The organism is Paraburkholderia sp. J76 (assembly GCF_905220295.1).
Lineage (GTDB): Bacteria > Pseudomonadota > Gammaproteobacteria > Burkholderiales > Burkholderiaceae > Paraburkholderia.
Genome location: NZ_CAJMZJ010000004.1, coordinates 213986 through 238353 on the forward strand (window position 1 = coordinate 213986; position 24368 = coordinate 238353).

Consider the following 24368-nt stretch of genomic DNA (forward strand, 5'->3'; position numbering starts at 1 on the left):
TCCGTTGCCTTACGATACTGCCGATGAAAATCGCACTCCTGATTATTCCGCGATTCTCCCCTTACTGCCCGAACCCCAGCAACCCAATCAGACTCCCCGCGCCCAGCAGCCACAGCGGATGAATCTTCGTGCGAAACGCGAGCACGGCGCACACGCCGGTAATCGCCCACGCGATCCACGAAGGGTCCGAAGCCTTCGCGATCAGCACCGCGCTCGCGGCCACGAGTCCCGCCGTCACCGGCACGAGGCCCTTTTGCGCGATGCGCCGCCACGGACGGTCCTTGAAACGATCCCACGCATGGAGGGCGGCGATCGTGACGAGCGACGACGGCCCGAACTTCGCGATCGACGTCACCAGCATGCCCGCCCATCCCGCCACGTGCCAGCCCACCAGCGTCACGACCATCATGTTCGGGCCCGGGGCGGCCTGCGCCAGCGCGAAGAGGGCGCTGAACTCGCTCGCGGGCATCCAGTGGTGCACCTCGACCACTTGACGCTGCATCTCGGGCAGGATCGTATTGCCGCCGCCGAAAGCGAGCAGCGAAAGCTGGCTGAAGATCGCGGCGAGCGCAACGAGTGTGGAGGTCATCGGGCGCCTCCTTCCTTGCGCGCCGCGCGGGCCGCAAGGGCGATGCCGATGGGCGTGAGCACGAGCATGGTGGGCAAAAGCGGCGTGCGCAGCACGGCAATGGCCACGAAGCCGAGCGCGGCGACGCCAGCGGCGGCGGGATCGCGCCGCAGCGGCAGGACGATCTTCAGCGCCATCGAGACGAGCAGTCCGGCGGCTGCCGCGGCGAGTCCCACGAACAGATGCCGCACGTGCGGGTCGTTTTGCGTGCGCTCGTAGAGCACGCCAAGCCCGATCACGACGAGCGACGGCCCCGCAATCAGCCCCAGAATGCCTGCGAGCGCGCCGCGCCAGCCCTGAAAACGCATGCCGAGCGCAACCGACAGGTTGATGACGTTGCCGCCCGGCAAAAACTGGCACAAGCCGAGCAGGTCGGTGAATTCGCCGGCGCTGAGCCAGCGGCGCTGCTCGACGATGGTGCGGCGCGCTAACGGCAGCGCGCCGCCAAACGATGTGAAGCCGAGACCGAGGAAGCCGTAGAACAGATCGCGCACCGTGGGCGTGTGGAGGCCGTCGTCGGTGCCGTGCGCGGTGGAGGCGGCGGCAGCGTCGGGCGATGAGATGGGTTGTTTCATGAATGGAGGGACCTCTGAGGCAAGCTCCGAGATTAAGCCCAATCGCGCGCGCGGCAAAACGATTTCTATGGCGCGCTCTTGTGATCTACACTCACAAGCATGGCACGCTCCCTCCCTCCGTTTCCCGCGCTGCGCGCATTTGAAGCCGCTGCGCGGCACAACAGCTTCTCCGCCGCGGCGGCCGAGCTTAATGTGACTCACGGTGCGATCAGCCGGCAGGTGGCCGCGCTTGAAACATGGGTCGGCGTGCAGGTGTTTCACCGGCACGGCAAGCGGGTCTCGCTGACCGAGGACGGGCGGCGCTACCTCGCCGCTGTTCAGTCGGCGTTCGATGACATCGCGCGCGCAACGAGCCAGCTACGCGACACGGGCGTGGTGCACGTGCTGCGCGTGAACGCGCTGCCGACCTTCGCGATGAAATGGCTGCTGCCACGGCTCTCGCAATTCCAGCGTCTCGCGCCGAACGTCGAACTGCGTCTGTCTACGTCGAACGCGCCGGTCGAAACGCTTGAAGGTTTCGACGTGGCCGTGCGACGCGGACCGGCTCACTGGCCCGACTGCGAGGCAGGCCATTTTCTCGACGAAACGGAACTGCCGGTATGCAGTCCGGCGCTGCTCAAACGCGCGCCCATACACCAGGCGAGCGATCTGGCGCGCCATGTGCTGCTGCATTCGGACACGCGGCCCGATGCGTGGCGCACCTGGCTCGCCGCCGCAGGCGTGAAAGCGAAATGCCGGAAGAAGCAGTCGTTCGACCACTTCTATCTCGCCTTGCAGGCTGCCGTGGATGGTCTTGGCGTCGCGCTCGGGCCGCTGCCGCTGCTCGACGACGAACTCGCTTCGGGGCGTCTCGTCACGCCGCTCGCGGGACCGCATCTCGATGCGCGCGGCTACTGGTGGGTCGCGCGGCGCGAGGTGGCGCAAGCGCCGCTCGTCTCGCAGTTTTGCCGCTGGCTGGAGGAGCAAGCGGAACAAACGGAAAAAGCGGGCACGCGCGCGCCGCATGGTGCGCCGGGCGTGGCCGCGAGCGCGGAGAAAGCATGAGGAAGTGATGCGCTCAGGCGCGAGCGCGGCGGAGGCCCGACGAAAACATCAATCGCAGGTCATCCGCGCGCCGCGCGAAAAGCCATGCATCAAAGATAGAACATCCGGTCTTCGTCGGAGTCGCGGTCGCGGCGCGCCGCGTGTTCCTTGCCGGACTCTTCGGCGGCATCCGCATCTTCGTAGAACTTGAGAACGGCTTCGAGCACCTGGTCCGGGTCGTCGATCACCTGCATCAGGTCCATGTCTTCGGGATTGATGAGGCCTATGGGCACGAGCGCCGAGCGGAACCAGTCGAGCAGCCCCTGCCAGAATTCGGCGCCCACCAGAATGATGGGTACGTGACGCGACTTTTTCGTCTGGATGAGCGTGAGCACTTCGGCCAGTTCGTCGAGCGTGCCGAAGCCGCCGGGCATGACGATCACGGCGTCCGAGTTCTTCACGAACGTCACCTTGCGCGTGAAGAAATGGCGAAAGCGCAGCGAAATATCCTGCCACTGGTTGCCCGATTGCTCGTGCGGCAACTCGATGTTCAGACCGACCGAAGGCGACTTGCCCGCATGGGCGCCCTGGTTCGCGGCCTCCATGATGCCGGGGCCGCCGCCGGAGATCACGGCAAAGCCCGCGTCCGAGACTTTTCGCGCGATGGTGGAGGCGAGCTGATAGTACTTCGACTCCGGTTTCAGGCGGGCGGAACCGTAGATGCTGACCGCTGGCCGGATCTCGGACAGGTACTCGGTCGCCTCGATAAACTCTGCCATAATCGTGAACATCTGCCACGATGCGCGCGCCTTCTTGGCCGTCGCGCGCTCTTGATCTGCGAGTGAACGCAGACTCGGAATCACTTTTCTCTTGTCCATAATGCCTGAAGAACTACGCGTGGAAACGAAGCTACAAAACGAGCTGGAAGGTAAGACCTTGTTGCTGGTCGACGGTTCTAGCTATCTCTATCGGGCCTTCCATGCGATGCCGGATCTGCGCGGTCCCGACGGCGAACCCACAGGCGCGCTATACGGCATCATCAACATGCTGCGTCGCATGCGTAAGGACGTTACGGCAGAGTATAGCGCGTGCGTGTTCGATGCAAAGGGCAAGACGTTCCGCGACGACTGGTATCCCGAGTACAAGGCCAACCGGCCTTCCATGCCTGAGCCGCTCGCAGCACAAATCGAGCCCATTCACACGGCCGTGCGCGCGCTCGGCTGGCCGCTCCTGATGATCGAAGGCGTGGAAGCCGACGACGTGATCGGCACGCTCGCCTGCCAGGCCGAAAAGCTCGGCATGAAGGTCGTCGTTTCCACGGGCGACAAGGACCTCGCGCAGCTCGTGACCGACCACGTCACGCTCATCAATACGATGACGAACGAAACGCTCGATCGCGAAGGCGTGATCGCGAAGTTCGGCGTGCCGCCCGAGCGGATCATCGACTATCTTTCGCTGATCGGCGACACCGTCGACAACGTGCCGGGCGTGAACAAGTGCGGCCCGAAAACGGCGGTGAAGTGGCTCACGCAATATGGCTCGCTCGACGGCATCGTCGAACATGCCGACGAAATCAAGGGCGCCGTGGGCGGTTATCTGCGCGACGCGCTCGACTTCCTGCCGATGGCGCGAAAGCTCGTCACGGTGGAAACGTCCTGCGATCTCGAGCCGCATCTCGAGTCGATCGAAGCGTCGCTTGCCACGCGTCCCGAAGCGCGCGAGGAACTGCGCGATATCTTCGCGCGCCACGGCTTCAAGACCTGGCTGCGCGAAGTGACCGAAGCGAGCCAGCAGAGCGAGACGGTGCCCGCCGCGACCGAGGGCGACGCGCCCGAGAAAGACGCGAACGTGCAGCCCGCGCTTTTCGTCGAAGCGCCGCGCCACTACGAAACGATCCAGACGTGGCCGCAGTTCGACACGTGGCTCAAGAGGATCGAAGCCGCGGAACTCACCGCGTTCGACACTGAAACCACGGCGCTCGATCCCATGGTCGCGAAGCTCGTCGGCATATCGTTCGCGACGGAACCGGGCGTGGCCGCTTACCTGCCGCTCGCGCATCGCGGCCCGGACGCGCCCGATCAACTGCCGCAGGACGAAGTGCTCGCGCGCCTGAAGCCGTGGTTCGAAAGCGCGAAGCACAAGAAAGCGGGCCAGCACCTGAAGTACGACGAGCAGGTGCTCGCGAACTACGGCATCGAACTGAACGGCGTGGAGCACGACACGCTGCTCGAATCGTATGTGCTCGAATCGCATCGCAGTCACGACATGGACAGCCTCGCGCTGCGCCATCTCGGCATCAAGACGATCAAGTATGAAGAAGTGGCGGGCAAGGGCGCGCAGATGATCGGCTTCGACGAAGTCTCGCTCGAAAAGGCCGCCGAATACGCTGCCGAAGACGCCGACGTCACGCTGCAACTGCATCGCGCGCTCTATCCGCAAATCGCGCCGGAAAAGGGCCTCGACTACGTGTATCGCCAGATCGAATTGCCCACGTCGCGCGTGCTGCGCAAGATGGAGCGCAACGGCGTGCTGATCGACGCCGGGCGGCTCGACAGGCAGAGCGCCGAAATCGCCGTGCGGCTCATCGCGCTCGAAGAGGAGGCGTATGCGCTCGCGGGCGGCGAATTCAATCTGGGTTCGCCCAAGCAGATCGGCCAGATCTTCTTCGAGAAGCTGCAATTGCCGGTCGTGAAGAAGACGCCAAGCGGTGCGCCTTCCACCGACGAAGAAGTGCTGCAAAAGCTCGCCGAAGACTACCCGCTGCCCAAGATCCTGCTCGAACATCGCGGCCTCGCGAAGCTCAAGTCGACATACACCGACAAGCTGCCGCGCATGGTCAACGCGCAAACGGGCCGCGTGCACACGAATTACGCGCAGGCGGTCGCGGTCACGGGGCGCCTTGCGTCGAACGATCCGAATCTGCAGAACATTCCCGTGCGCACGGGCGAAGGGCGTCGCATTCGCGAGGCGTTCATCGCGCCGCCTGGGCACAAGATCGTTTCCGCCGACTATTCGCAGATCGAACTGCGCATCATGGCGCACATTTCGGGCGACGAGTCGCTGCTCGCGGCGTTCGCGCGCGGCGACGACATTCACCGCGCCACGGCTGCCGAGGTGTTCGGCGTGACGCCGCTCGAAGTGAGCGCGGACCAGCGGCGCATCGCGAAGGTCATCAATTTCGGGCTGATTTACGGCATGAGCGCGTTCGGACTCGCATCGAATCTCGGCATTACGCGCGACGCGGCGAAGCTGTATATCGACCGCTATTTCGCGCGCTATCCGGGCGTTGCGCGCTATATGGACGAAACGCGCATGGACGCGAAATCGCGCGGCTATGTCGAGACCGTGTTCGGCCGCCGCTTGTGGCTGCCCGAGATCAACGGCGGCAACGGTCCGCGCCGCCAGGCCGCCGAGCGCGCCGCCATCAACGCGCCGATGCAGGGCACGGCGGCGGACCTCATCAAGCTTTCCATGGTCGCGGTGCAGAAGTGGCTCGAAGAGCGCAAGATCGGCACGAAGATGATCATGCAGGTGCACGATGAACTCGTGCTCGAAGTGCCGGGCGACGAACTCGCCGAAGTGCGCAAGCGCTTGCCCGAACTGATGTGCTCGGTGGCGCAGTTGAAGGTGCCGCTCGTGGCCGAAGTGGGCGTAGGCGAGAACTGGGAAGAGGCGCACTGATTACGCGCTGAAGCGCTTAGTGAAGTTCTACTAAGCACATACTGAATGAATGCGCCGTACCGTGACCAGGACTTAACTGCACGCGCGCGATAAGGCAAGCCTTGCGTGCGTAATGTCGCGAATGCGCCGCGAGGGTTGCCGCCGCGCGCTCCGTCAACCGACAATGACCTGATCGAAGGCCGGTGCCTCGCGCAGGATGTTGCCGATGCATCGGCCTTTCTATCGCCTTTCGACATGCACGGAGAGTCTATGCATCGCTTTATCGTTGTGGGAGGAGGCGCAGGCGGCCTGGAACTGGCAACACGGCTCGGCGATCGTTACGGCGAAGTGCGCGCGAAGCGGGGCAGGCCGCAGGCAGCGTCGGTCACGCTGGTCGACCGCAATCCGACGCATATCTGGAAGCCGCTGCTGCACGAAGTCGCGGCGGGCAGCATGGATCCGTTCACGCATCAGCTCGAATATCCCGCGCAGGCGCGCTGGCACGGCTTCGAGTTCCAGCAGGGCGAGTTGACGGGCCTCGACCGAGCCGCGAAGCGCATCACGCTCGGGCGCGTGCTCGACGAAGACGGCGCGGAAATGCTGCCCGAGCGCGTGCTCGAATACGACACGCTCGTGCTCGCCATCGGCAGTACTACGCACTTTTTCGGCGTGCCGGGGGCAGCCGGGAATTCCATCGCGCTCGACACCGTCGAGCAGGCCGAGCGCTTTCGCAAGCGCCTGATCGCCGCGTGCATGCGCGCGGAACATCTCGCGCCCGAGCGCGTCACGTCGGACGTCACGGTGGACGATCTCTCGCCGGCCGTGAATGGCGGTGCGGAGCCGCGCGTGCAGGTGGCGATCATCGGCGCGGGGGCGACGGGCGTCGAGCTTTCCGCCGAACTGCGCAACACGGCGCAGGTGCTTTCGGCCTATGGGCTGCACAAACTCGATCCGCGCAACGACGTGGGCATCGTGCTGATCGAGGCGGGCCCGCGCATCCTGCCCGCGTTGCCCGAGCGCGTTTCTTCGGCCACAGGTGAATTGCTGCACAAGCTCGGCGTGAAGCTGCTGACGAGCGAACGCGTGATCGAAGTGGCGCCGGGCGTCGTGCGCACCGCGAGCGGCAAGAACCTGCGAGCGGACCTCACCGTGTGGGCCGCGGGCATCACCGCGCCCGCCGTGCTCTCGCGGCTCGACGGTCTCACCGTCAACAAGCTCGGCCAGCTAATCGTGCGCCGCACGCTGCAAACGGAACTCGACGACAACATCTTCGCGCTCGGCGACTGCGCCGCCTGCGAGTGGCCGGGCCACGAGCGCGGGGTGCCGCCGCGCGCTCAGGCCGCGCATCAGCAGGCCACCTTCCTGTTCAAGTCGCTTGGCAACCTGCTCGCCGGCAAGCCGCTGGAGGAGTTCACCTATCGAGATTTCGGCTCGCTGGTGTCGCTCGGGCACTTCAGCGCGGTCGGCAATCTGATGGGCGGGCTGATCGGCGGGAATATGTTGATCGAAGGGCTGTTTGCCCGTTTCATGTACATGTCGCTGTACCGGCTGCATATCGCCGCACTGCACGGCTACGCGCGCATGGTGCTCGACACCTTCGCGCACTGGCTGCGCCGCACGACGCTGCCGCGCGTGAAATTGCACTGAGCGGCGCTTGCGTTCACGGGACGCCGCGCCATGTTCGTTGTTTCCGCTGTTTGACGTCCGAGGAGCGTTGCATGCTTAAGCCTGAAGTGGATAGCCTCGTCCCGCACGTGCCGTTCGACCGGCGCACCTTCATCAAGGCGGCGCTCGGCAGCGGATTCGCCGTTGCCGTGCTGCCGGTCTCCGCGCAAACCATCCACACTGACAGCGAAGGTCTCGAAGCCGGTGAGATCGGTTTCCAGTCGGGCGGAACGCTCATTCCCGCGTATCGCGCGCAACCGCGCGGCAAGACGCACCTGCCGGTCGTCATCGTGATTCACGAGATTTTCGGCGTGCACGAGCATATCGCCGACGTGTGCCGCCGCTTTGCGAAGCTCGGTTATCTCGCCATTGCGCCTGATTTTTTCGTGCGCCAGGGCGACGCCTCGGTATATCCGACGGTTCAGCAGATCGAACAGAACATCTCGAGCAAGGTGCCCGACGCCCAGGTGATGGGCGACATCGACGCCGCCATTGCCTGGGCGGCCGAGCATGGCGGCGACACGAAGCGTGTGGGCGTGAACGGCTTTTGCTGGGGCGGCCGCTATGCGTGGCTCTATGCGGAGCACAACCCGCGCATCGAGGCGGCAGTGGTGTGGTATGGGCGAGTGACCGGCCCGCACACGGCGAACGCGCCGAGCAATCCGCTCGATCTCGCGAGCACCTTGCAGGTGCCGGTGCTCGCCATGTACGGTCTGCAGGACCAGAGCATTCCGCAGGACACGCTCGAACAGATGAAGGCCGCCATCGCGCAAGCGCCGCAGGGTGGGCGCAGCTCGCAGATCGTCGTGTACAACGATGCGGGCCACGCGTTCTTCGCGGACTACCGCCCGACCTATCGCAAGGCCGATGCGCAGGACGGCTGGAACCGCGCCATTGCCTGGTTCAAGGAGCATGGCGTGACGTGACGCCGTGCCTCGCTCCCGGTGGCGCGCTCAGGGATTGGGACCCGTGGCGATGGGGTGCGACGGGTCGGCGCTCCATTCGCTCCATGAACCGGGGTAGAGCGCCGCGCCATGCAGCCCGGCAATCTCCATCGCTAGCGCGTTGTGGCAGGCGGTCACGCCCGAGCCGCATTGCAGGACCACGTGTTCGGGCGTAATGCCCGAGAGCACCGCCGTGAAATCCTCGCGCAGCGCGTGCGCCGACTTGAAGCGGCCGTCCGGCGTGAGATTGTCCTGATAGAACCGGTTGCGCGCGCCCGGAATATGGCCGCCCACGGGGTCGATCGTCTCGTTCTCGCCGCGATAGCGGTCGGCGGCGCGCGCGTCGACCACCGTGAGTTCGCGCGTGGCGAGATTGCGCACGATGGCCTGCGCGTCCACCGTCACCTGGAGCGGCGCGCCGGCCTTGAAGGTGCCGCGCGCGGGCGTGGGCACGTCGCGCACGAGCGGGAAGCCCGCGGCCTCCCATGCCTTGAGGCCGCCGTCGAGCACCGCCACCGAGTCGTGGCCGAGCCAGCGCAGGAGCCACCACAGGCGCGCGGCGTAGGCGCCGCCTTGTGCGTCGTACGCGACCACCTGCTGGCCTTCGTTGAGCCCGCGCAGCGAGAGCGTGGCGACGAGCGCCGAGCGGTCGGGCAGCGGATGGCGGCCGTTCTTGCCCGTCTTCGGGCCCGACAGGTCGCGGTCCAGATGCAGATATTGCGCGCCGGGCAGATGGCCGAGCGCATAAGCGTTCTCACCCGCAGCGGGATTGGCGAGATCGAAGCGGCAGTCGAAAACCAGCACGCTGCCCGGCGCGGCGGTCAGGCGTTCGTGCAGATTGGCGGCCGAGATCAGCGTGGTGTAGTGCGTGTGGGGCATGACGGCTCCTTGAATCGTGCAAGGCCGCCATCGCTATCTCTACAACGGCCCGATTCCGTCAGTCTAAACAAAAAGACGGGCCGAAGCCCGTCTTTCCGTGATGCGTTCCAGCACGCGTTCCAGCGTCCCGAAGCTCGCGCCCGCCGTGCGTCAGATCGGCCCCAGCTCGCGGCGCAGGAACTCGTGGAAGTGCTGCATGCCGTCTTCCATCGGGCTCTGGTACGGGCCGACTTCCGAAACGCCGCGCTCGAAAAGCGCGCGGCGGCCGGCGTCCATGCGCTCGGCGATTTCGTCGTCTTCGACGGCCGTTTCCATATAGGCGGCGCGTTCGGCCTCGACGAACTCGCGCTCGAAGAGCGTAATTTCCTCGGGGTAGTAGAACTCGACGACGTTCGTCGTCTTCTGCGTGCCCTGCGGGATGAGCCACGAAACGACGAGCACATGCGGATACCACTCGATCATGAGATTCGGGTAGTACACCATCCAGATCGCGCCGAATTCCGGCGGCACGCCATTGCGAAAACGCAGGACTTCGTCGTGCCACTTGCGGTAGGTGGGACTGCCCGGCTTGCCGAGGTGATTGTGCACGCCGACCGTCTGCACGCTATACCACTCGCCGAATTCCCACTGGAGGTCGTCGCACGACACGAAGTTGCCGAGTCCCGGATGGAACGGCACGACGTGATAGTCCTCCAGATAGACCTCGATAAAGGTCTTCCAGTTGTAGTTGCACTCGTGAATCTCGACGTGATCGAACATGTAGTCCGCAAAGTCGAGGTGTTTCGCCGGCCCGAGACGTGCAAGGTCGCGCGCGACGTCGCGGCCCGCGGATTCGAACAGCAGCCCGTTCCACTTCTGCAGCGGCGAGCTGTTCAGATTCAGGCAGGGCTTGTCCGCGAAGTGCGGTGCGCCGAGCAGTTCGCCCTTGAGGTCATAGGTCCAGCGATGCAGCGGACATACAATGTTGTCTGCCGTGCCGCGACCGTTTAGCATGATGGCCTGGCGGTGCCGGCATACGTTCGAGAGCAGTTCGATTTCGTTGCTCTTGTTGCGAACGAGTACCCGGCCTTCTTTTTCGCCGGGCAGCGCAAAATAGTTTCCCGCCTCGGGCACCATGAGTTCGTGCCCGACGTAGCGAGGACCCTTCTGGAAAAGCGTGTCGATTTCGCGCTTGAGTAGCGCTTCGTCAAAATAAGCGGTGACTGGCAGCTGGCTGTGGATAGACTTCAGCTGCAATGCATTGCTCAGATTGGACATTCCCACTCCCGATGAAGACGTGAAAGCAGTGAACAACCCAACCATCGAAGATTCGATTTAGGGAGCCGGCGATTATACCCGGTTACCCTGTCATGGGGTAGCTAAGTGACTGATTTTTGCCAAAATTACACCGGAAAGACGGCAGGAAATCACGAAATGTGAGACAAATGCTCCGGTAATCGTTCCTTCTGGAACCGTTTCGTCCTGGCCCCGGGCCGGTAGCCGGGAGGGTTGCAAGCCGGAGAGCGGGTCGAAAGGGACCTTTTGCCGTAGAATGTCCGCCTTGTTTCATTCTGGCGACGACTCATGGCGAAATCCGCAACGAAAGACCGCGCTGGCGCGGACGAAAGCGCAGCCGGGCTGGCCGAGGGCGAAGCCCTGCCCGAGAGCTACGAGGCGGCGCTTGCGGAGCTGGACGGGCTCGTTGCACGCATGGAAGGCGGCAGTCTGAGCCTGGAAGAATCGCTTGCGGCATACCGCCGGGGCGCGGCGCTCGTGCGCTTTTGCCAGCAGCAGCTCGAAAAGGTTGAACAACAGGTGCGCGTGCTCGACGGCGAGACGTTGCGGCCCGTGCCCCTCAATACGACAGACTCCGCAGCGGGCGGAGACGACGATCTATGACATTTGACCAATGGACCCGGCAGGTACTCGACCGGGTCGAAAGCGCGCTCGATCACTATTTGCCGGCTGCCGACGTGCTGCCGGCGCCGCTGCATGACGCCATGCGCTATGCCGTCATGGGCGGCGGCAAGCGGGTGCGTCCGCTCCTGTGCCACGCGGCGGGCGAACTCACGAACGCCACGCCCGAAGCGCTCGACGCGGCGGCCTGCGCGCTCGAAATGATCCACGTCTACTCGCTCGTGCACGACGACATGCCGTGCATGGACGACGACGACATGCGTCGCGGCAAGCCCACCGTACACGTCAAATATGACGAACCGACGGCACTGCTGGTGGGCGATGCGCTGCAGTCGCAAGCCTTCGTCACGCTGACGTCGGACGTGCTCGCCGCGCCGCGCCAGGCCTCGCTCGTGCGCGAACTCGCGCTGGCCAGCGGCTCGATCGGCATGGCGGGCGGCCAGGCCATCGACCTCGCGAGCGTGGGCCACTCGCTCAGCCGCGAGCAGCTCGAAACCATGCATCGTCTGAAGACCGGCGCGTTGCTGCGCGCCGCGGTCCGCATGGGCGCGCTGGCGGGCGAAACGCCTTCGGCGCAAAGTCTCGCCGCGCTGGACAAGTACGCAGCGGCCGTGGGCCTCGCTTTCCAGGTGGTGGACGACATTCTCGACGTCACCGCCGACTCCGCAACGCTCGGCAAGACCGCGGGCAAGGACGCGAAGGACGGCAAGCCGACCTACGTGTCGATTATCGGTCTTGATGCCTCGCGTGCACTCGCGCAGCAGTTGCGCGCCGACGCGCACGCGGCGCTCGAACCGTTCGGCGCGCGCGCCCAGCGCCTCGCCGAACTCGCTGACCTGGTGGTGAACCGGGTGAGCTGACCGCGCAACCCGCCCACGCGCATGAAAGGGAAGTAGTGCGCAGAAAAAGTGCGGGAGCGCCAGTTTTCCTACAATGGAACGACGATGTACGACTTGCTGAAAACCATTGACGACCCGGCGGATCTGCGCCGCCTCGATCGCCGCCAGTTGCAACCGCTTGCCGACGAACTGCGTGCCTTCGTTCTCGAAAGCGTCTCGCAAACGGGCGGCCATTTGTCGTCCAACCTCGGTACGGTCGAACTGACGATCGCGCTGCACTACGTGTTCGACACGCCGCGCGACCGCATCGTCTGGGACGTGGGCCACCAGACCTATCCGCACAAGATCCTGACAGGCCGCCGCGACCTGATGTCGACGCTGCGCCAGCTCGGCGGCATTTCGGGCTTCCCGAAACGCGACGAGTCGCCGTACGACACCTTCGGCACCGCGCATTCGAGCACGTCGATTTCGGCGGCGCTCGGCATGGCTGTGGCGAGCAAGCTCAAGGGCGACAACGCCATGGGCATCGCCGTGATCGGCGACGGCGCGATGACGGCCGGCATGGCGTTCGAGGCGCTGAACAACGGCGGCGTGGAAGACGACGTGCCGCTGCTCGTGATCCTCAACGACAACGACATGTCGATTTCGCCGCCGGTCGGCGCGCTCAATCGCCATCTCGCGCGCCTCATGTCGGGCCGCTTCTACGCTGCCGCACGCGCGGGCGTGGAGCGCGTGCTGCGCCATGCGCCGCCGGTGCTCGACCTCGCGCGCAAGCTCGAAGAGCACGCGAAGGGCATGATCGTGCCGGCCACGCTGTTCGAGGAATTCGGCTTCAACTACATCGGCCCGATCGACGGTCACGATCTCGACTCGCTCATCCCCACTCTTCAGAACATCAAGGAACTGCGCGGCCCGCAATTCCTGCACGTCGTGACGAAGAAAGGCCAGGGCTACAAGCTCGCCGAAGCCGACCCGGTTCTCTACCACGGTCCCGGCAAGTTCAATCCGGCCGAAGGCATCAAGCCGTCGACAACGCCCGCCAAGAAGACCTACACGCAGGTGTTCGGCGAATGGCTGTGCGACGCCGCCGAGCTTGACCAGCGCGTGATCGGCATTACGCCGGCCATGCGCGAGGGCTCGGGCATGGTCGAGTTCGAAAAGCGCTTCCCGGACCGCTACTACGACGTGGGCATCGCCGAGCAGCACGCCGTGACGTTCGCGGGCGGTCTCGCGGCCGAGGGCATGAAGCCCGTGGTCGCGATCTACTCGACCTTCCTGCAGCGCGCCTACGACCAGTTGATCCACGACGTGGCGCTGCAGAACCTGCCGGTCGTGTTCGCGATCGACCGCGCGGGCCTCGTCGGCGCCGACGGCGCGACGCACGCGGGCGCGTACGACCTCGCGTTCATGCGCTGCATCCCGAACATGATGGTGATGGCGGCGTCCGACGAAAACGAATGCCGTCAGATGCTCTACACGGCGCTCCAGCAGAACTGCCCGACGGCCGTGCGCTATCCGCGCGGTGCGGGCACGGGTGTCGCGACCGTCAAGCAGATGGCCGCGCTGCCGGTTGGCAAGGGCGAAGTCCGCCGCGAGAGCAACGCGCCGGCAGGCAGCCGCATCGCGATTCTCGCGTTCGGCACGATGGTCGCCCCGTCGCTCGCCGCGGCGCAAGAGCTGGACGCCACGGTGGCGAACATGCGCTTCGTGAAACCGCTCGACGCGGACCTCGTGAAGCAGCTCGCGCAAACGCACGACTACCTCGTGACGGTCGAGGAAGGCTGCATCATGGGCGGCGCCGGCTCGGCCTGCGTGGAAGCCCTCCTTGAAAGTGGGGTTATCAAGCCCGTACTACAATTGGGCCTTCCCGACCGTTTCATCGACCACGGCGACCCGGCGAAGCTGCTGGCGAGCTGCGGGCTCGACGCAGCGGGCATCGCGAAGTCCATTCGCGAACGCTTTCTCGACAAGGCGGCGAATGTGTCCGGCAAGTCGGTGATGCGCGTCGCGTAAGGTCGATTGAGGCCGCCATGGTTTGAGTGGCGCCTCGCGGCCGCCCAATTCACATTTGAACTGGCGGGCGGGTTCCGTACCCGGCTTTCCGCCAGCAAACGCCGGCTCATGCCGGCGTTTGCCATTTGCGCGCCGCACTCGGCGCGGCTTGAGGATAAGAACATGAATCAGATGAACCCGGCCTTCGTGATGCCGGACGTCCAAAGCTCCGTCGATACCCGCCAGATCGCGATCCAGCGCGTAGGCGTGAAGGCCGTGCGCCATCCGCTCACGGTGAAGACGGGCGCGGGCGACGTCCAGCCGAGCGTCGGCACGTGGAACCTCGACGTTCATCTGCCGGCCGACCAGAAGGGCACGCACATGTCGCGCTTCGTCGCGCTGCTCGAAGAGAACAAGGCGCCGCTCGAACCCGCCACATTCCGCGCGATGCTGGCCGCGATGCTCGCGAAGCTCGAATCGCAGGCGGGCCGTATCGAAGTCACGTTTCCGTATTTCGTGAAGAAAGTGGCGCCGGTGTCGGGCGTGGAAAGTCTGCTGGACTACGAAGTGACGCTCACGGGCGACGCGCGCAACGGTCAAACGCGCCTCTTCCTCGAGGTGCTCGTGCCGGTGACGAGCCTGTGCCCGTGCTCGAAGAAGATTTCGCAATACGGCGCGCACAACCAGCGTTCGCACGTGACGATGAACGTCGAGTTCGAAGGCGATCTGCCGGTTGAACACCTCATTCGCATTGCCGAAGAAGAAGCGTCGTGCGAACTGTGGGGCCTGCTCAAGCGCCCGGACGAGAAGTTCGTGACCGAGCGCGCGTACGAGAACCCGAAGTTCGTCGAAGACCTCGTGCGCGACGTGGCCGTGCGCCTGAACGCCGACGCGCGCGTGATCGCCTATACGCTCGAAGCCGAGAATTTCGAGTCGATCCACAATCACAGCGCTTACGCCGTGATCGAGCACGACAAGCGCGTGGGTTGAACCTGCGCGCCTCGTTGCGCCGTCAACAAAATAGCCGCCCGTGGGCGGCTATTTTGCTTTTGCGACGGCGGCGTCTTATTGCTGCGCGAGCGACGTCAGGTCCCAGCGCGGCTTCACCGTGAACGCGTAATCGCGCGTGGCTTGCTCGGGCCAGCGTTGGAGACGCAGCGCGCCCGCGAGCGCGATCATCGCGCCGTTGTCGGTGCACAGCGAGAGGTCGGGATAATGCACCTCGAAGCCGCGTTTTTGCGCCGCCGCCGAAAGCGTCTCGCGCAACTGCTTGTTCGCGCCCACGCCGCCCGCCACCACGAGGCGCTTCATCTTCGTGCGCTTGAGCGCCGCGAGCGACTTCGCGGCCAGCACCTCGACGGCGGCATCGACGAAACCGCGCGCGATATCGGCTTTGCCCTGCTCGCAGATGTTCGTGCCGAGCTTCTTCACTTGCGTGAGCACGGCCGTTTTCAGGCCGCTGAAGCTGAAGTCGAGATCGCCCGAATGCAGCATCGGGCGCGGCAGTTCCACCGCGCCTGGCGTGCCGAACTCCGCGAGACGCGAGACTTCCGGGCCGCCCGGGTAGCCAAGGCCAAGCAGCTTGGCCGTTTTGTCGAAGGCTTCGCCCGCGGCGTCGTCAAGTGTTTCGCCCAGGGTTTCGTACACGCCCACGTCGGTTACGCGCATCAGTTGCGTGTGGCCGCCCGACACCAGCAGCGCGACGAACGGAAACGGCGGCGGCGCGTCGACGAGCAGCGGCGACAGCAGGTGCCCTTCGAGGTGGTGAATCCCTACGGTCGGCCGATTCCAGGCCATGGCGAGCGCGTTGGCGATGCTCGCGCCCACGAGCAGCGCGCCCGCGAGACCGGGGCCTTGCGTGAACGCGATGGCGTCGATGTCGCTTTTCGCCGCGCCGCTCTTCGCGAGCACTTCCTCGAGCAACGGCAGCGCGCGGCGGATATGGTCGCGCGAGGCCAGTTCGGGCACGACGCCACCGTACTCGCGGTGCATGGCGATCTGCGAGTGCAGCGCGTGCGCGAGCAGGCCGCGCTCGCTGTCGTAGAGCGCGAGGCCGGTTTCGTCGCAGGAACTTTCGATGCCGAGAACGAGCATGGTGTGGAGCGCGGCGAGCTTTTTGTCGTGCCTGTCGAGCAGGAAGCGGCCAAAAACCGTCGCTAAATCAAGAATCAAGGGAACATAAAAGTATAGCAGCGCGCGTCGAGGCCGGCTGAAGGCGAAGGGCGCAGCCTCCCGCGGACAAGCCCCGCCGCCGCGCAGGTAGAATGCGCGCCATGGAATCTTTCGACATCGCCGTGATCGGCGCAGGGGCGGCCGGCATGATGTGCGCGGCGGTGGCGGGCCAGCAGGGCCGCCGCGTGGCGCTCATCGACCACGCGCCGCGCCTCGCGGAAAAAATCCGCATCTCGGGCGGCGGACGCTGCAACTTCACGAACCTGCACGCGAGCCCGGCCAACTATCTCTCGAACAACCCGCATTTCTGCCGCTCGGCGCTCGCGCGCTACACGCCGCGCGATTTTCTCGCGCTGCTGCGCCAGCATCGCGTGACCTGGCACGAAAAGCACAAGGGCCAGCTTTTCTGCGATCAATCGAGCGAAGCGATCATCGACGTCCTGCGCGCCGAATGCGACGCGGGCCAGGTGGCGTGGCGCCGCCCGCTGCCCGTGGAAGCGGTGAGCCATGCCGATGGCGCGGGCTTCACGCTCGGCACGCCGCAGGGCGAGATTCGCGCGAAAGCGCTCGTGATCGCGACGGGCGGCCTGTCGATCCCGAAGATCGGCGCCACCGACTTCGCGTATCGCGTGGCGAAGCAGTTCGGCCACAAGCTCATCGACACGCGCCCGGCGCTCGTCCCGCTCACGTTCGCGCAGGACGAGTGGGCGCCGTATGTGCCGCTCGCGGGCGTGTCGCTCGACGTGCACGTGGCGACGGGCGAGCGCAAGAGCGGCGGCGCCTTCGACGAAGACCTGCTTTTCACGCATCGCGGCCTTTCCGGCCCCGGCGTCCTGCAGATTTCGAGCTTCTGGCAGCCGGGGCAGCCGATCCGCGTGAACCTGCTGCCCGAACACGATCCGGCCGCGGCGCTGATCGAAGCCAAGGGCGCGACGAAACGGCAGATCGGCAATCTGCTCGCCGAATGGGTGCCGGCGCGCCTGGCGCACGTGTGGCTGGAGGCGCATGAGGTGAAGGCCGACGCGCGCATCGCCGATCTGCCCGACAAAACGCTGCGCAAGATCGGCGAAGGGCTCGCGCAATGGACGCTCACGCCCACGGGCACCGAAGGCTACAAGAAAGCCGAAGTCACGCGCGGCGGCGTGGACACGCGCGAGCTTTCCTCGGCGACGCTGATGAGCCAGCGCGTGCCGGGTCTGTATTTCGTGGGCGAAGCCGTGGACGTGACGGGCTGGCTGGGCGGCTACAACTTCCAGTGGGCCTGGGCCTCGGGCGTCGCGGCCGGCGAGGCCGCCGCTCACTATGCGGCGAGCGCGGGCTGATTTCCTGATCGATATGAACCGCCGAATCTCTCCCGGTTGACGCCAGTCATTGTTGGCCCGGCGCCCGAGGTTCACGCTTGAATGCCTGACCACGAGGAAAAGGTACGAAACGTGAATCAAGAGGAAAAGCTGCCCACGGGGCCGCTGCGGCGGGTCATGATTGCGGTGGACGATTCGAAGGCATCGACGCAGGCCCTGCGTTTTGCGTCGCGCGTGGTGCCGCGCGACGCCCACGTGCGCATCGCGTGCGCGGTCGAGCAGCCGCGCGCCTGGAATGCGGGCGGCGCATACACCGCGGGCGACGCGTGGATGACGGACGCGCTCAACGCGGCGCGCGGCGAGTATCTGGATGCCGCCAGGAGAACGCTCGAGCAGGCGATGACGGCGTTCAACGGACAAGCCGCCCAGGTCGAAGGGCAGGTGGTCGGCCTTTCCGCGGAGGCCGGCGCGGTCGTGCCGGCACTGGCCGATGCGGCGCGGGAGTGGCGGGCCGACCTGCTGATCGTCGGCACGCGGCACCAGGGGCGCATGAAGCGCTGGGTCGACGGTTCGGTTTCGGGCGCGCTCGCGGTTTGCGCGCCTTGTCCGCTGCTGGTAGTGCCCGTGGAATACGACGAAACGCGCGGTGACGCGCCGCTCGCTCGCATCCTGGCGGCGGCGGACGGCAGCCCGGCCTCGGCCCACGCGATCGGCGCGGCGGTGCGGCTGGCCGAACCGCAAACCGCGTTGCGCGCCGTGTATGTCGTGGACCGCAGCAGTGTGGCCGGCGACCCGGTGCCGGGCTCGGTGCTCGAAGACGCCCTCGCCGAGCTTGGCCGCAAGGCGCTGGCAGGCGCGCATGAGCAACTCGACGCGTCGGGTCACACCTATGAGACGGCGCTTGTGGCCACGGCGCGCTTGCGCGACGACATCGCGCACACCGTTTTGCGCGACGCGCAGGATTGGCAAGCCGACCTCGTCGCGCTCGGTACGCAGGGGCGGCGCGGCGTCGCGCGATGGCTGCTCGGCAGCGTGGCGCAGCGCGCCATCGAGATCACGCAGGTGCCGTTGCTGCTGGTCGGGCCAGGCGCTGCCGAGGCCGCTGTGTAATCCCGGCGTGGAAACTCCCGCAGCCCCGCCAGTGAAGGCTCCCGGCGCGGTCGGACCCGTTGCCGGGATTGGGGTTTCCCCGCCAGGCAGGCGGGCGATGCGCAAATCCGGAACTGCTATACTCAACTCTCTTTACCCCCGATCCGTTATTGGAAAATGACGACCATCCGCGTAAAAGAAAACGAACCCTTTGAAGTCGCCATGCGCCGCTTCAAGCGCACGATCGAGAAGAACGGTCTGTTGACCGAACTTCGCGCGCGCGAGTTCTACGAGAAGCCCACGGCTGAACGCAAGCGCAAGAAGGCGGCGGCGGTGAAGCGCCACTTCAAGCGGCTGCGCAGCCAGATGTTGCCGAAGAAGATGTACTGATTCCGGCGTCGCCGCGGTGCGTGGCCTCGCGGTTCCAGCGTGGTCCTCGCGTCGGTTTCGCGGCGACTTGGGCAGCCGGTTCGCGGCCTCTGGTTTTTTCGCGCAACGCGAACCGCCGCTGTCCTCTGGTGTGGCCGCAACCATGTCGAATTTGCGCCAACCCGCCTGGAAGCGTTTCCAGGCGGGTTTTTGCATTCCAGCAACCCCAACGTATTTCAGGTGAGTGATGAGTCTCAAAGACCAGATCAACGACGACATGAAAACCGCGATGCGCGCGCGCGAAAGCGAACGCCTCGCCACGATTCGTCTGCTGCTCGCCGCTATCAAGCAACGTGAAGTCGACGATCGCGTGACGCTCGACGACGCGGGCATCACGGCTGTGATCGACAAGATGATCAAGCAGCGCAAGGACTCGATCAGCCAGTTCGAAGCTGCGGGCCGCACCGATCTCGTCGAGAAGGAAGCCGCCGAGCTGACCGTCCTGACCGCCTACATGCCCGCACAGCTTTCGGACGCCGAGATCGCCGCCGAAGTGCAGGCCGCCGTCGCCCAGGTGGGCGCAGCCGGTCCGCAGGACATGGGCAAGGTGATGGGCGTGCTCAAGCCGAAGCTCGCGGGGCGCGCCGACATGACGGCCGTCTCGGGCCTCGTCAAAGCGGCGCTTTCGAAGTAAACGCATCCGGCTCGCACGCGGCGCCCGCCCGGCCGAGGGGCGACGCCGCGAGGCCCGCACGTCGCGCGCATGTGACGCGCGTACGCCACGGAGTAGGCCGCGCGAGCCCGGTTGACCAAGCACGTTCGCTCCGATGATTCCGCATTCGTTCCTGCAAGACCTGCTGAACCGCGTCGATATCGTCGACGTGGTGGGTCGCTACGTGCAGCTCAAAAAGGGCGGCGCGAACTTCATGGGCTTGTGTCCGTTCCACAACGAGAAGAGCCCTTCGTTCACGGTCAGCCCAACCAAGCAGTTCTATCACTGCTTCGGCTGCGGGGCGCACGGCACCGCCATCGGCTTCCTCATGGAGCACGCGGGACTGACGTTCCCCGAAGCCGTCGAGCAACTCGCGCAGTCGGTCGGCCTCGCCGTGCCGCAGGAGCCTTCGCCCCTGCGCGGCGGGGCTGGCGCCGCGGGCGGCTACGCCCCGGCGGTCTCCAAGGCCGTCTCCACCGCGCTTTCCGACGTCATGCAGACCGCTTGCGACTACTACCGCAAGCAGTTGCGCGGCGCGCCCAACGCCATTCAGTACCTCAAGAAGCGCGGCCTCACCGGCGAGATCGCCGCGCGGTTCGGCCTGGGCTACGCGCCCGATGGATGGCAGAACCTCGAAACCGCCTTTGCCAGCTATCGCGACGACGCGCTGGTCGAGGCGGGCCTCGTCATCGTCAGCGAAAAGCAGGACGCGCAAGGCCAGGCGCGCCGGTACGACCGGTTCCGCGACCGCGTGATGTTCCCGATCCGCAACGTGAAGGGCCAGGTCATCGGCTTTGGCGGCCGGGTGCTCGACGGCGGCGAACCCAAGTATTTGAATTCCCCGGAAACGCCGCTATTTAACAAGGGCAGCGAACTGTACGGGTTGTTCGAGGCGCGCCTCGCGATCCGGGAACAGCGCTATGTTCTGGTGGTCGAGGGATATATGGACGTCGTCGCGCTCGCGCAACTGGGTTTCCAGAACGCCGTGGCGACGCTCGGCACCGCGTGCACGCCGATCCACGTGCAGAAGCTCATGCGTCAGACCGACACCGTGATCTTCAGCTTCGACGGCGACTCGGCGGGCCGCCGCGCCGCGCGCCGCGCGCTCGATGCGTGCCTGCCGCACGCGGCCGACAACCGTACGATCCGCTTCCTGTTCCTGCCCCAGGAGCACGACCCGGACAGCTACGTGCGCGAATTCGGCGCCGAGGCGTTTTCGGAGCAGGTGGAGCGGGCCATGCCGCTGTCCCAGTTCATGCTCAACGAGGTGCTGGCGGACAAGGAGCTGGACCAGCCGGAAGGCCGCGCCCGGGCGCTGTTCGACGCGAAGCCGCTGCTTCAGGCACTGCCGGCGAACGCCCTGCGCGCGCAGATCATGCACATGTTCGCGGACCGTCTGGACGTGCCGTTCGAGGAAGTGGCGGCGCTGTGCGAAGTCGACGCGCGCATTGCCCAGGCGGCGCGCCACGCGCCCGCGCGCAAGGACCGGCACCTCGTGACCGGTATCGAGCGCAAGGCGCTGCGCAATCTCGTAATGCATCCGCGCATTGCGTCGCAACTCGACGAGGAGGCCGAAAAGGCGCTCATCGGAATGACACGCCACGGCGAGCTGTTCGAGGAAGTGACGACGCACGCGCGGGCGCTGGGCGACGCGGCGGAATTTCAGCTTCTTTCAGACCTGTTGAGAAATGGGGCCAATGCTCCAACCTTCGAGGAGATTTTTCGCGAAATTCTGGACTATGATGAAAACGTTCGGGATTTGCTGATGAAAAACCCGGAAGACGGCGCTGTAGCGGAGGAGCGTCGCGAGCAGGAGCGGCTTGTGAGCGAGGAATTGACAGCGGCCATTCTGAAGATGCGCTACGACGCCTGTTGCGATCGCCTGGACGCGCTTTCGCGGCAGTCGCGGCATACGCCTGAAGAACTTGCCGAATTGATGTCGTTGAATCAGACGCGCGCTGACATGAAACGTCAGCTCGGTTTGTAAGAGTAAGGGAAGGACCGCACAGGGGGATGAATGCCCTGCGTGGTAAAATAACAGGTTTTCAGCGGTTTGTTTTTGTTTTTTCCGGGCGGACATAATGGGTTGGGGTAACCCGTGAATGTCCAGTTTTCCAGCAAGGGGCGGAATGGCAATGGCAAAGACTACAGGCGGAAAAAAGGCAACCGGCAGGGGCTCGACGGAGCCGGCCAGCAAGGTCACAGAGGCCGCAGTTGCCCCTTCTTCCGCCCGGTCGTCGGGCAGTGAGTCCACTAACCGTTCTGAACCGGCTACCCGGAAGAGGTCGACGATTGTTTCGGCTGCGCGAGCAGCGCCTGCGCGTGCGGCGAAAGCCGCCACGCAGCCGGCAACGAAGCGGTCCGGTTCGAGAAGTGCAAGGGAAGTGCCTGCCGTCGAGGACGATGCGGCAGCGCGCGAGGCTCAAGCATCCACGGTTCAAGAGGCTGTTGTCCAGCAGCCGCGAGTCGAGACACTAGCCGGTACGGCGAACTCCATGACGAAAAAGCTGAATGAAGTACCCGTCGATGACGACGCAAACCAGAGCGAAGACAGCCCCCCCGCCGCAGGCAAGGTCGAAAAGACCACCCGCGCGCGCGACCGGCGAGCGAAGGAAAAGGCGCTGCTGAAAGACGCGTTCGCGTCGTCGCAGCCCGGCACCGTCGAAGAGCTGGAGGAGCGCCGCACGAAGCTGCGTGCGCTCATCAAGCTCGGCAAGGAGCGCGGCTTCCTCACCTATGCGGAAATCAACGATCACCTCCCGGACAACTTCACGGAAACCGAGGCGATCGAAGGCATCATCAGCACGTTCAACGACATGGGCGTGGCCGTCTACGAGCAGGCGCCCGACGCCGAAACGCTGCTGCTCAACGACAACGCGCCGAACGCTTCTTCGGACGACGAAGTAGAAGAAGAAGCGGAAGTCGCGCTCTCCACCGTCGATTCCGAATTTGGCCGCACGACCGACCCGGTGCGTATGTACATGCGCGAAATGGGCACGGTCGAACTCCTCACGCGCGAAGGCGAAATCGAAATCGCCAAGCGCATTGAAGACGGCCTCAAGCACATGGTCATGGCGATCTCCGCCTGCCCGACCACCATTGCCGACATCCTCGCCATGGCCGAGCGCGTGGCGAACGACGAGATTCGCGTGGACGAACTCGTCGACGGCCTGATCGATCCCAACGCCGAAGACACCGACGGCTTCAACGCCAAGGAAGCGGAAGAGATCGAAAACGAGGACGAAGAGGAAGAAGCCGAAGAGGAAGAAGAAGAGGAGGAGGAAGAGGACGACGGCGCGGCGCAGGCGACGGCCAACGCGGCGCAGCTCGAAGCCCTCAAGCGTGCCTCGCTCGAGAAGTTCGCGCTTATCAGCGAATGGTTCGACAAGATGCGCCGCGCGTTCGAGAAGGAAGGCTACAAGTCGAAGTCCTATCTCAAGGCGCAGGAAACCATCCAGAACGAGCTGATGTCGATCCGCTTCACGGCGCGCACGGTGGAGCGTTTGTGCGACACGCTGCGCGCGCAGGTGGACGAAGTGCGCCAGGTCGAACGCCAGATTCTTCACACGGTCGTGGACAAGTGCGGCATGCCGCGCTCGGAGTTCATCGCGCGCTTCCCGGGCAATGAAACCGACCTCGAATGGTCGGAGAAGATCGTCGGCGAAAGCCACGCGTATAGCGGCATTCTCTCGCGCAACATCCCGGCCATTCGCGAGCAGCAGCAGCGCCTGCTCGACCTGCAGGCGCGCGTGGTGCTGCCGCTCAAGGACCTGAAGGAAACCAACCGTCAGATGGCGGCCGGCGAACTGAAGGCGCGCCAGGCGAAGCGCGAGATGACCGAGGCCAACCTGCGTCTCGTGATCTCGATTGCGAAGAAGTACACGAACCGCGGCCTGCAATTCCTCGACCTGATCCAGGAAGGCAACATCGGCCTGATGAAGGCGGTGGACAAGTTCGAATATCGCCGCGGCTACAAGTTCTCGACCTACGCGACGTGGTGGATCCGTCAGGCCATCACGCGATCGATCGCGGACCAGGCGCGCACGATCCGCATTCCGGTTCACATGATCGAGACGATCAACAAGATGAACCGCATCTCGCGGCAGATTTTGCAGGAAACCGGACTCGAGCCGGATCCGGCAACGCTTGCCGAGAAGATGGAAATGCCGGAGGACAAGATCCGCAAGATCATGAAGATCGCGAAGGAACCGATCTCCATGGAAACGCCGATCGGCGACGACGACGATTCGCATCTGGGCGACTTCATCGAGGACAACAACACGGTGGCGCCCGCGGATGCGGCGCTCCACGCCTCGATGCGCGACGTCGTGAAGGACGTGCTCGACTCGCTCACGCCGCGCGAGGCGAAGGTGCTGCGCATGCGTTTCGGTATCGAGATGAGCACCGATCACACGCTCGAAGAAGTGGGCAAGCAGTTCGACGTGACGCGCGAGCGCATTCGCCAGATCGAAGCGAAGGCGCTGCGCAAGCTGCGCCACCCGAGCCGTTCGGACAAGCTCAAGTCTTTCCTTGAAGGGAATTGAGCCTGGTTAGTTTTAATGCACGGAAGTCACGTGCAAGATGGCCAGGCCGGCCTGCTTTCGTGTAGTATATCGGCCTGTCG

Annotated in this window: 20 protein-coding genes; 14 read left to right on the forward strand and 6 right to left on the reverse strand. The window is 65.0% G+C overall.

What is annotated here, in order from left to right:
- Positions 1-61: 61 nt before the first annotated feature.
- Both U5768_RS10135 and U5768_RS10140 read right to left on the reverse strand, forming a co-directional pair.
- Positions 62-589 (reverse strand): chromate transporter, encoded by a 528-nt coding sequence (locus U5768_RS10135; protein ID WP_322030249.1) that lies wholly within the window; start codon positions 587-589, stop codon positions 62-64.
- Positions 586-1203, reverse strand: coding sequence for a chromate transporter (locus U5768_RS10140; RefSeq protein WP_322030250.1), 618 nt, complete (start codon positions 1201-1203; stop codon positions 586-588). Before U5768_RS10140 ends, U5768_RS10135 begins: the two co-directional genes overlap by 4 nt.
- Positions 1204-1302: 99 nt before the next feature.
- On the opposite strand from U5768_RS10140, the gene U5768_RS10145 reads away from it, so the two are divergent.
- A complete protein-coding gene (locus tag U5768_RS10145) occupies positions 1303-2247 on the forward strand; it encodes a transcriptional regulator GcvA (protein WP_322030251.1) in 945 nt (314 codons plus the stop codon).
- 89 nt (positions 2248-2336) lie between these two features.
- Here U5768_RS10145 and U5768_RS10150 read toward each other — a convergent pair whose 3' ends face one another.
- Positions 2337-3104: a TIGR00730 family Rossman fold protein gene (locus tag U5768_RS10150; protein WP_322030252.1), complete on the reverse strand. Its 768-nt coding sequence runs from the start codon at positions 3102-3104 to the stop codon at positions 2337-2339.
- A 1-nt stretch (position 3105) separates the two neighbouring features.
- On the opposite strand from U5768_RS10150, the gene polA reads away from it, so the two are divergent.
- The 3 genes from polA to U5768_RS10165 all read left to right on the forward strand — a co-directional run bounded on the left by polA (position 3106) and on the right by U5768_RS10165 (position 8477).
- Positions 3106-5907, forward strand: a complete 2802-nt coding sequence (gene polA, locus U5768_RS10155; protein WP_322030475.1) for a DNA polymerase I — start codon at positions 3106-3108, stop codon at positions 5905-5907.
- A 249-nt stretch (positions 5908-6156) separates the two neighbouring features.
- Complete coding sequence (locus U5768_RS10160) at positions 6157-7533, forward strand: NAD(P)/FAD-dependent oxidoreductase (protein ID WP_322030253.1); 1377 nt, start codon at positions 6157-6159, stop codon at positions 7531-7533.
- Between the two features lie 71 nt (positions 7534-7604).
- Positions 7605-8477: a dienelactone hydrolase family protein gene (locus U5768_RS10165; protein ID WP_322030254.1), complete on the forward strand. Its 873-nt coding sequence runs from the start codon at positions 7605-7607 to the stop codon at positions 8475-8477.
- 27 nt (positions 8478-8504) lie between these two features.
- Here U5768_RS10165 and U5768_RS10170 read toward each other — a convergent pair whose 3' ends face one another.
- Both U5768_RS10170 and U5768_RS10175 read right to left on the reverse strand, forming a co-directional pair.
- Positions 8505-9374 (reverse strand): sulfurtransferase, encoded by an 870-nt coding sequence (locus tag U5768_RS10170; RefSeq protein ID WP_322030255.1) that lies wholly within the window; start codon positions 9372-9374, stop codon positions 8505-8507.
- A gap of 150 nt (positions 9375-9524) precedes the next feature.
- Positions 9525-10631, reverse strand: a complete 1107-nt coding sequence (locus U5768_RS10175) for an aromatic ring-hydroxylating dioxygenase subunit alpha (protein WP_322030256.1) — start codon at positions 10629-10631, stop codon at positions 9525-9527.
- Positions 10632-10937: 306 nt separating this feature from the next.
- Here U5768_RS10175 and U5768_RS10180 point away from each other — a divergent pair, with 306 nt between their 5' ends.
- The 4 genes from U5768_RS10180 (at position 10938) to folE2 (ending at position 15091) form a co-directional block, all read left to right on the forward strand.
- Positions 10938-11252 carry an exodeoxyribonuclease VII small subunit gene (locus U5768_RS10180; protein ID WP_322030257.1) on the forward strand — a complete coding sequence of 105 codons (315 nt, stop codon included), beginning with the start codon at positions 10938-10940 and terminating at the stop codon, positions 11250-11252.
- On the forward strand, positions 11249-12130 hold the full coding sequence (locus U5768_RS10185; RefSeq protein ID WP_322030258.1) for a farnesyl diphosphate synthase: 882 nt from the start codon (positions 11249-11251) through the stop codon (positions 12128-12130). Before U5768_RS10180 ends, U5768_RS10185 begins: the two co-directional genes overlap by 4 nt.
- An 84-nt stretch (positions 12131-12214) precedes the next feature.
- Entirely contained in the window at positions 12215-14122 is a 1908-nt protein-coding gene (dxs, locus tag U5768_RS10190) for a 1-deoxy-D-xylulose-5-phosphate synthase (RefSeq protein ID WP_322030259.1), read from the forward strand.
- Between the two features lie 162 nt (positions 14123-14284).
- Positions 14285-15091, forward strand: coding sequence for a GTP cyclohydrolase FolE2 (folE2, locus tag U5768_RS10195; protein ID WP_322030260.1), 807 nt, complete (start codon positions 14285-14287; stop codon positions 15089-15091).
- Between the two features lie 75 nt (positions 15092-15166).
- Here the strand turns inward: folE2 and tsaD are convergent, their stop codons facing one another.
- The gene (tsaD, locus tag U5768_RS10200) at positions 15167-16195 is read right to left on the reverse strand and encodes a tRNA (adenosine(37)-N6)-threonylcarbamoyltransferase complex transferase subunit TsaD (protein ID WP_322030476.1); all 1029 of its coding nucleotides are present in this window, start codon (positions 16193-16195) and stop codon (positions 15167-15169) included.
- Between the two features lie 179 nt (positions 16196-16374).
- Here tsaD and U5768_RS10205 point away from each other — a divergent pair, with 179 nt between their 5' ends.
- The 6 genes from U5768_RS10205 (at position 16375) to rpoD (ending at position 24288) form a co-directional block, all read left to right on the forward strand.
- Positions 16375-17595, forward strand: a complete 1221-nt coding sequence (locus tag U5768_RS10205; RefSeq protein ID WP_322030261.1) for an NAD(P)/FAD-dependent oxidoreductase — start codon at positions 16375-16377, stop codon at positions 17593-17595.
- Between the two features lie 111 nt (positions 17596-17706).
- Positions 17707-18684: a universal stress protein gene (locus tag U5768_RS10210; RefSeq protein WP_322030262.1), complete on the forward strand. Its 978-nt coding sequence runs from the start codon at positions 17707-17709 to the stop codon at positions 18682-18684.
- Positions 18685-18840: 156 nt separating this feature from the next.
- Positions 18841-19053 (forward strand): 30S ribosomal protein S21, encoded by a 213-nt coding sequence (gene rpsU, locus U5768_RS10215; RefSeq protein ID WP_065059953.1) that lies wholly within the window; start codon positions 18841-18843, stop codon positions 19051-19053.
- A 226-nt stretch (positions 19054-19279) separates the two neighbouring features.
- Positions 19280-19726: a GatB/YqeY domain-containing protein gene (locus U5768_RS10220; protein WP_322030263.1), complete on the forward strand. Its 447-nt coding sequence runs from the start codon at positions 19280-19282 to the stop codon at positions 19724-19726.
- Between the two features lie 133 nt (positions 19727-19859).
- Positions 19860-21731, forward strand: coding sequence for a DNA primase (dnaG, locus tag U5768_RS10225; protein ID WP_322030264.1), 1872 nt, complete (start codon positions 19860-19862; stop codon positions 21729-21731).
- A gap of 148 nt (positions 21732-21879) precedes the next feature.
- Positions 21880-24288, forward strand: coding sequence for an RNA polymerase sigma factor RpoD (rpoD, locus tag U5768_RS10230; protein ID WP_322030265.1), 2409 nt, complete (start codon positions 21880-21882; stop codon positions 24286-24288).
- Positions 24289-24368: the final 80 nt, after the last annotated feature.

What these genes read in the sequence shown, in the direction of transcription:
- U5768_RS10135 (WP_322030249.1), bottom strand. Translation starts at nt 589, where the DNA reads ATGACCTCCACACTCGTTGCGCTCGCCGCGATCTTCAGCCAGCTTTCG.
- U5768_RS10140 (WP_322030250.1), bottom strand. Translation starts at nt 1,203, where the DNA reads ATGAAACAACCCATCTCATCGCCCGACGCTGCCGCCGCCTCCACCGCG.
- U5768_RS10145 (WP_322030251.1), top strand. Translation starts at nt 1,303, where the DNA reads ATGGCACGCTCCCTCCCTCCGTTTCCCGCGCTGCGCGCATTTGAAGCC.
- U5768_RS10150 (WP_322030252.1), bottom strand. Translation starts at nt 3,104, where the DNA reads ATGGACAAGAGAAAAGTGATTCCGAGTCTGCGTTCACTCGCAGATCAA.
- polA (WP_322030475.1), top strand. Translation starts at nt 3,106, where the DNA reads ATGCCTGAAGAACTACGCGTGGAAACGAAGCTACAAAACGAGCTGGAA.
- U5768_RS10160 (WP_322030253.1), top strand. Translation starts at nt 6,157, where the DNA reads ATGCATCGCTTTATCGTTGTGGGAGGAGGCGCAGGCGGCCTGGAACTG.
- U5768_RS10165 (WP_322030254.1), top strand. Translation starts at nt 7,605, where the DNA reads ATGCTTAAGCCTGAAGTGGATAGCCTCGTCCCGCACGTGCCGTTCGAC.
- U5768_RS10170 (WP_322030255.1), bottom strand. Translation starts at nt 9,374, where the DNA reads ATGCCCCACACGCACTACACCACGCTGATCTCGGCCGCCAATCTGCAC.
- U5768_RS10175 (WP_322030256.1), bottom strand. Translation starts at nt 10,631, where the DNA reads ATGTCCAATCTGAGCAATGCATTGCAGCTGAAGTCTATCCACAGCCAG.
- U5768_RS10180 (WP_322030257.1), top strand. Translation starts at nt 10,938, where the DNA reads ATGGCGAAATCCGCAACGAAAGACCGCGCTGGCGCGGACGAAAGCGCA.
- U5768_RS10185 (WP_322030258.1), top strand. Translation starts at nt 11,249, where the DNA reads ATGACATTTGACCAATGGACCCGGCAGGTACTCGACCGGGTCGAAAGC.
- dxs (WP_322030259.1), top strand. Translation starts at nt 12,215, where the DNA reads ATGTACGACTTGCTGAAAACCATTGACGACCCGGCGGATCTGCGCCGC.
- folE2 (WP_322030260.1), top strand. Translation starts at nt 14,285, where the DNA reads ATGAATCAGATGAACCCGGCCTTCGTGATGCCGGACGTCCAAAGCTCC.
- tsaD (WP_322030476.1), bottom strand. Translation starts at nt 16,195, where the DNA reads ATGCTCGTTCTCGGCATCGAAAGTTCCTGCGACGAAACCGGCCTCGCG.
- U5768_RS10205 (WP_322030261.1), top strand. Translation starts at nt 16,375, where the DNA reads ATGGAATCTTTCGACATCGCCGTGATCGGCGCAGGGGCGGCCGGCATG.
- rpsU (WP_065059953.1), top strand. Translation starts at nt 18,841, where the DNA reads ATGACGACCATCCGCGTAAAAGAAAACGAACCCTTTGAAGTCGCCATG.
- U5768_RS10220 (WP_322030263.1), top strand. Translation starts at nt 19,280, where the DNA reads ATGAGTCTCAAAGACCAGATCAACGACGACATGAAAACCGCGATGCGC.
- dnaG (WP_322030264.1), top strand. Translation starts at nt 19,860, where the DNA reads ATGATTCCGCATTCGTTCCTGCAAGACCTGCTGAACCGCGTCGATATC.
- rpoD (WP_322030265.1), top strand. Translation starts at nt 21,880, where the DNA reads ATGGCAAAGACTACAGGCGGAAAAAAGGCAACCGGCAGGGGCTCGACG.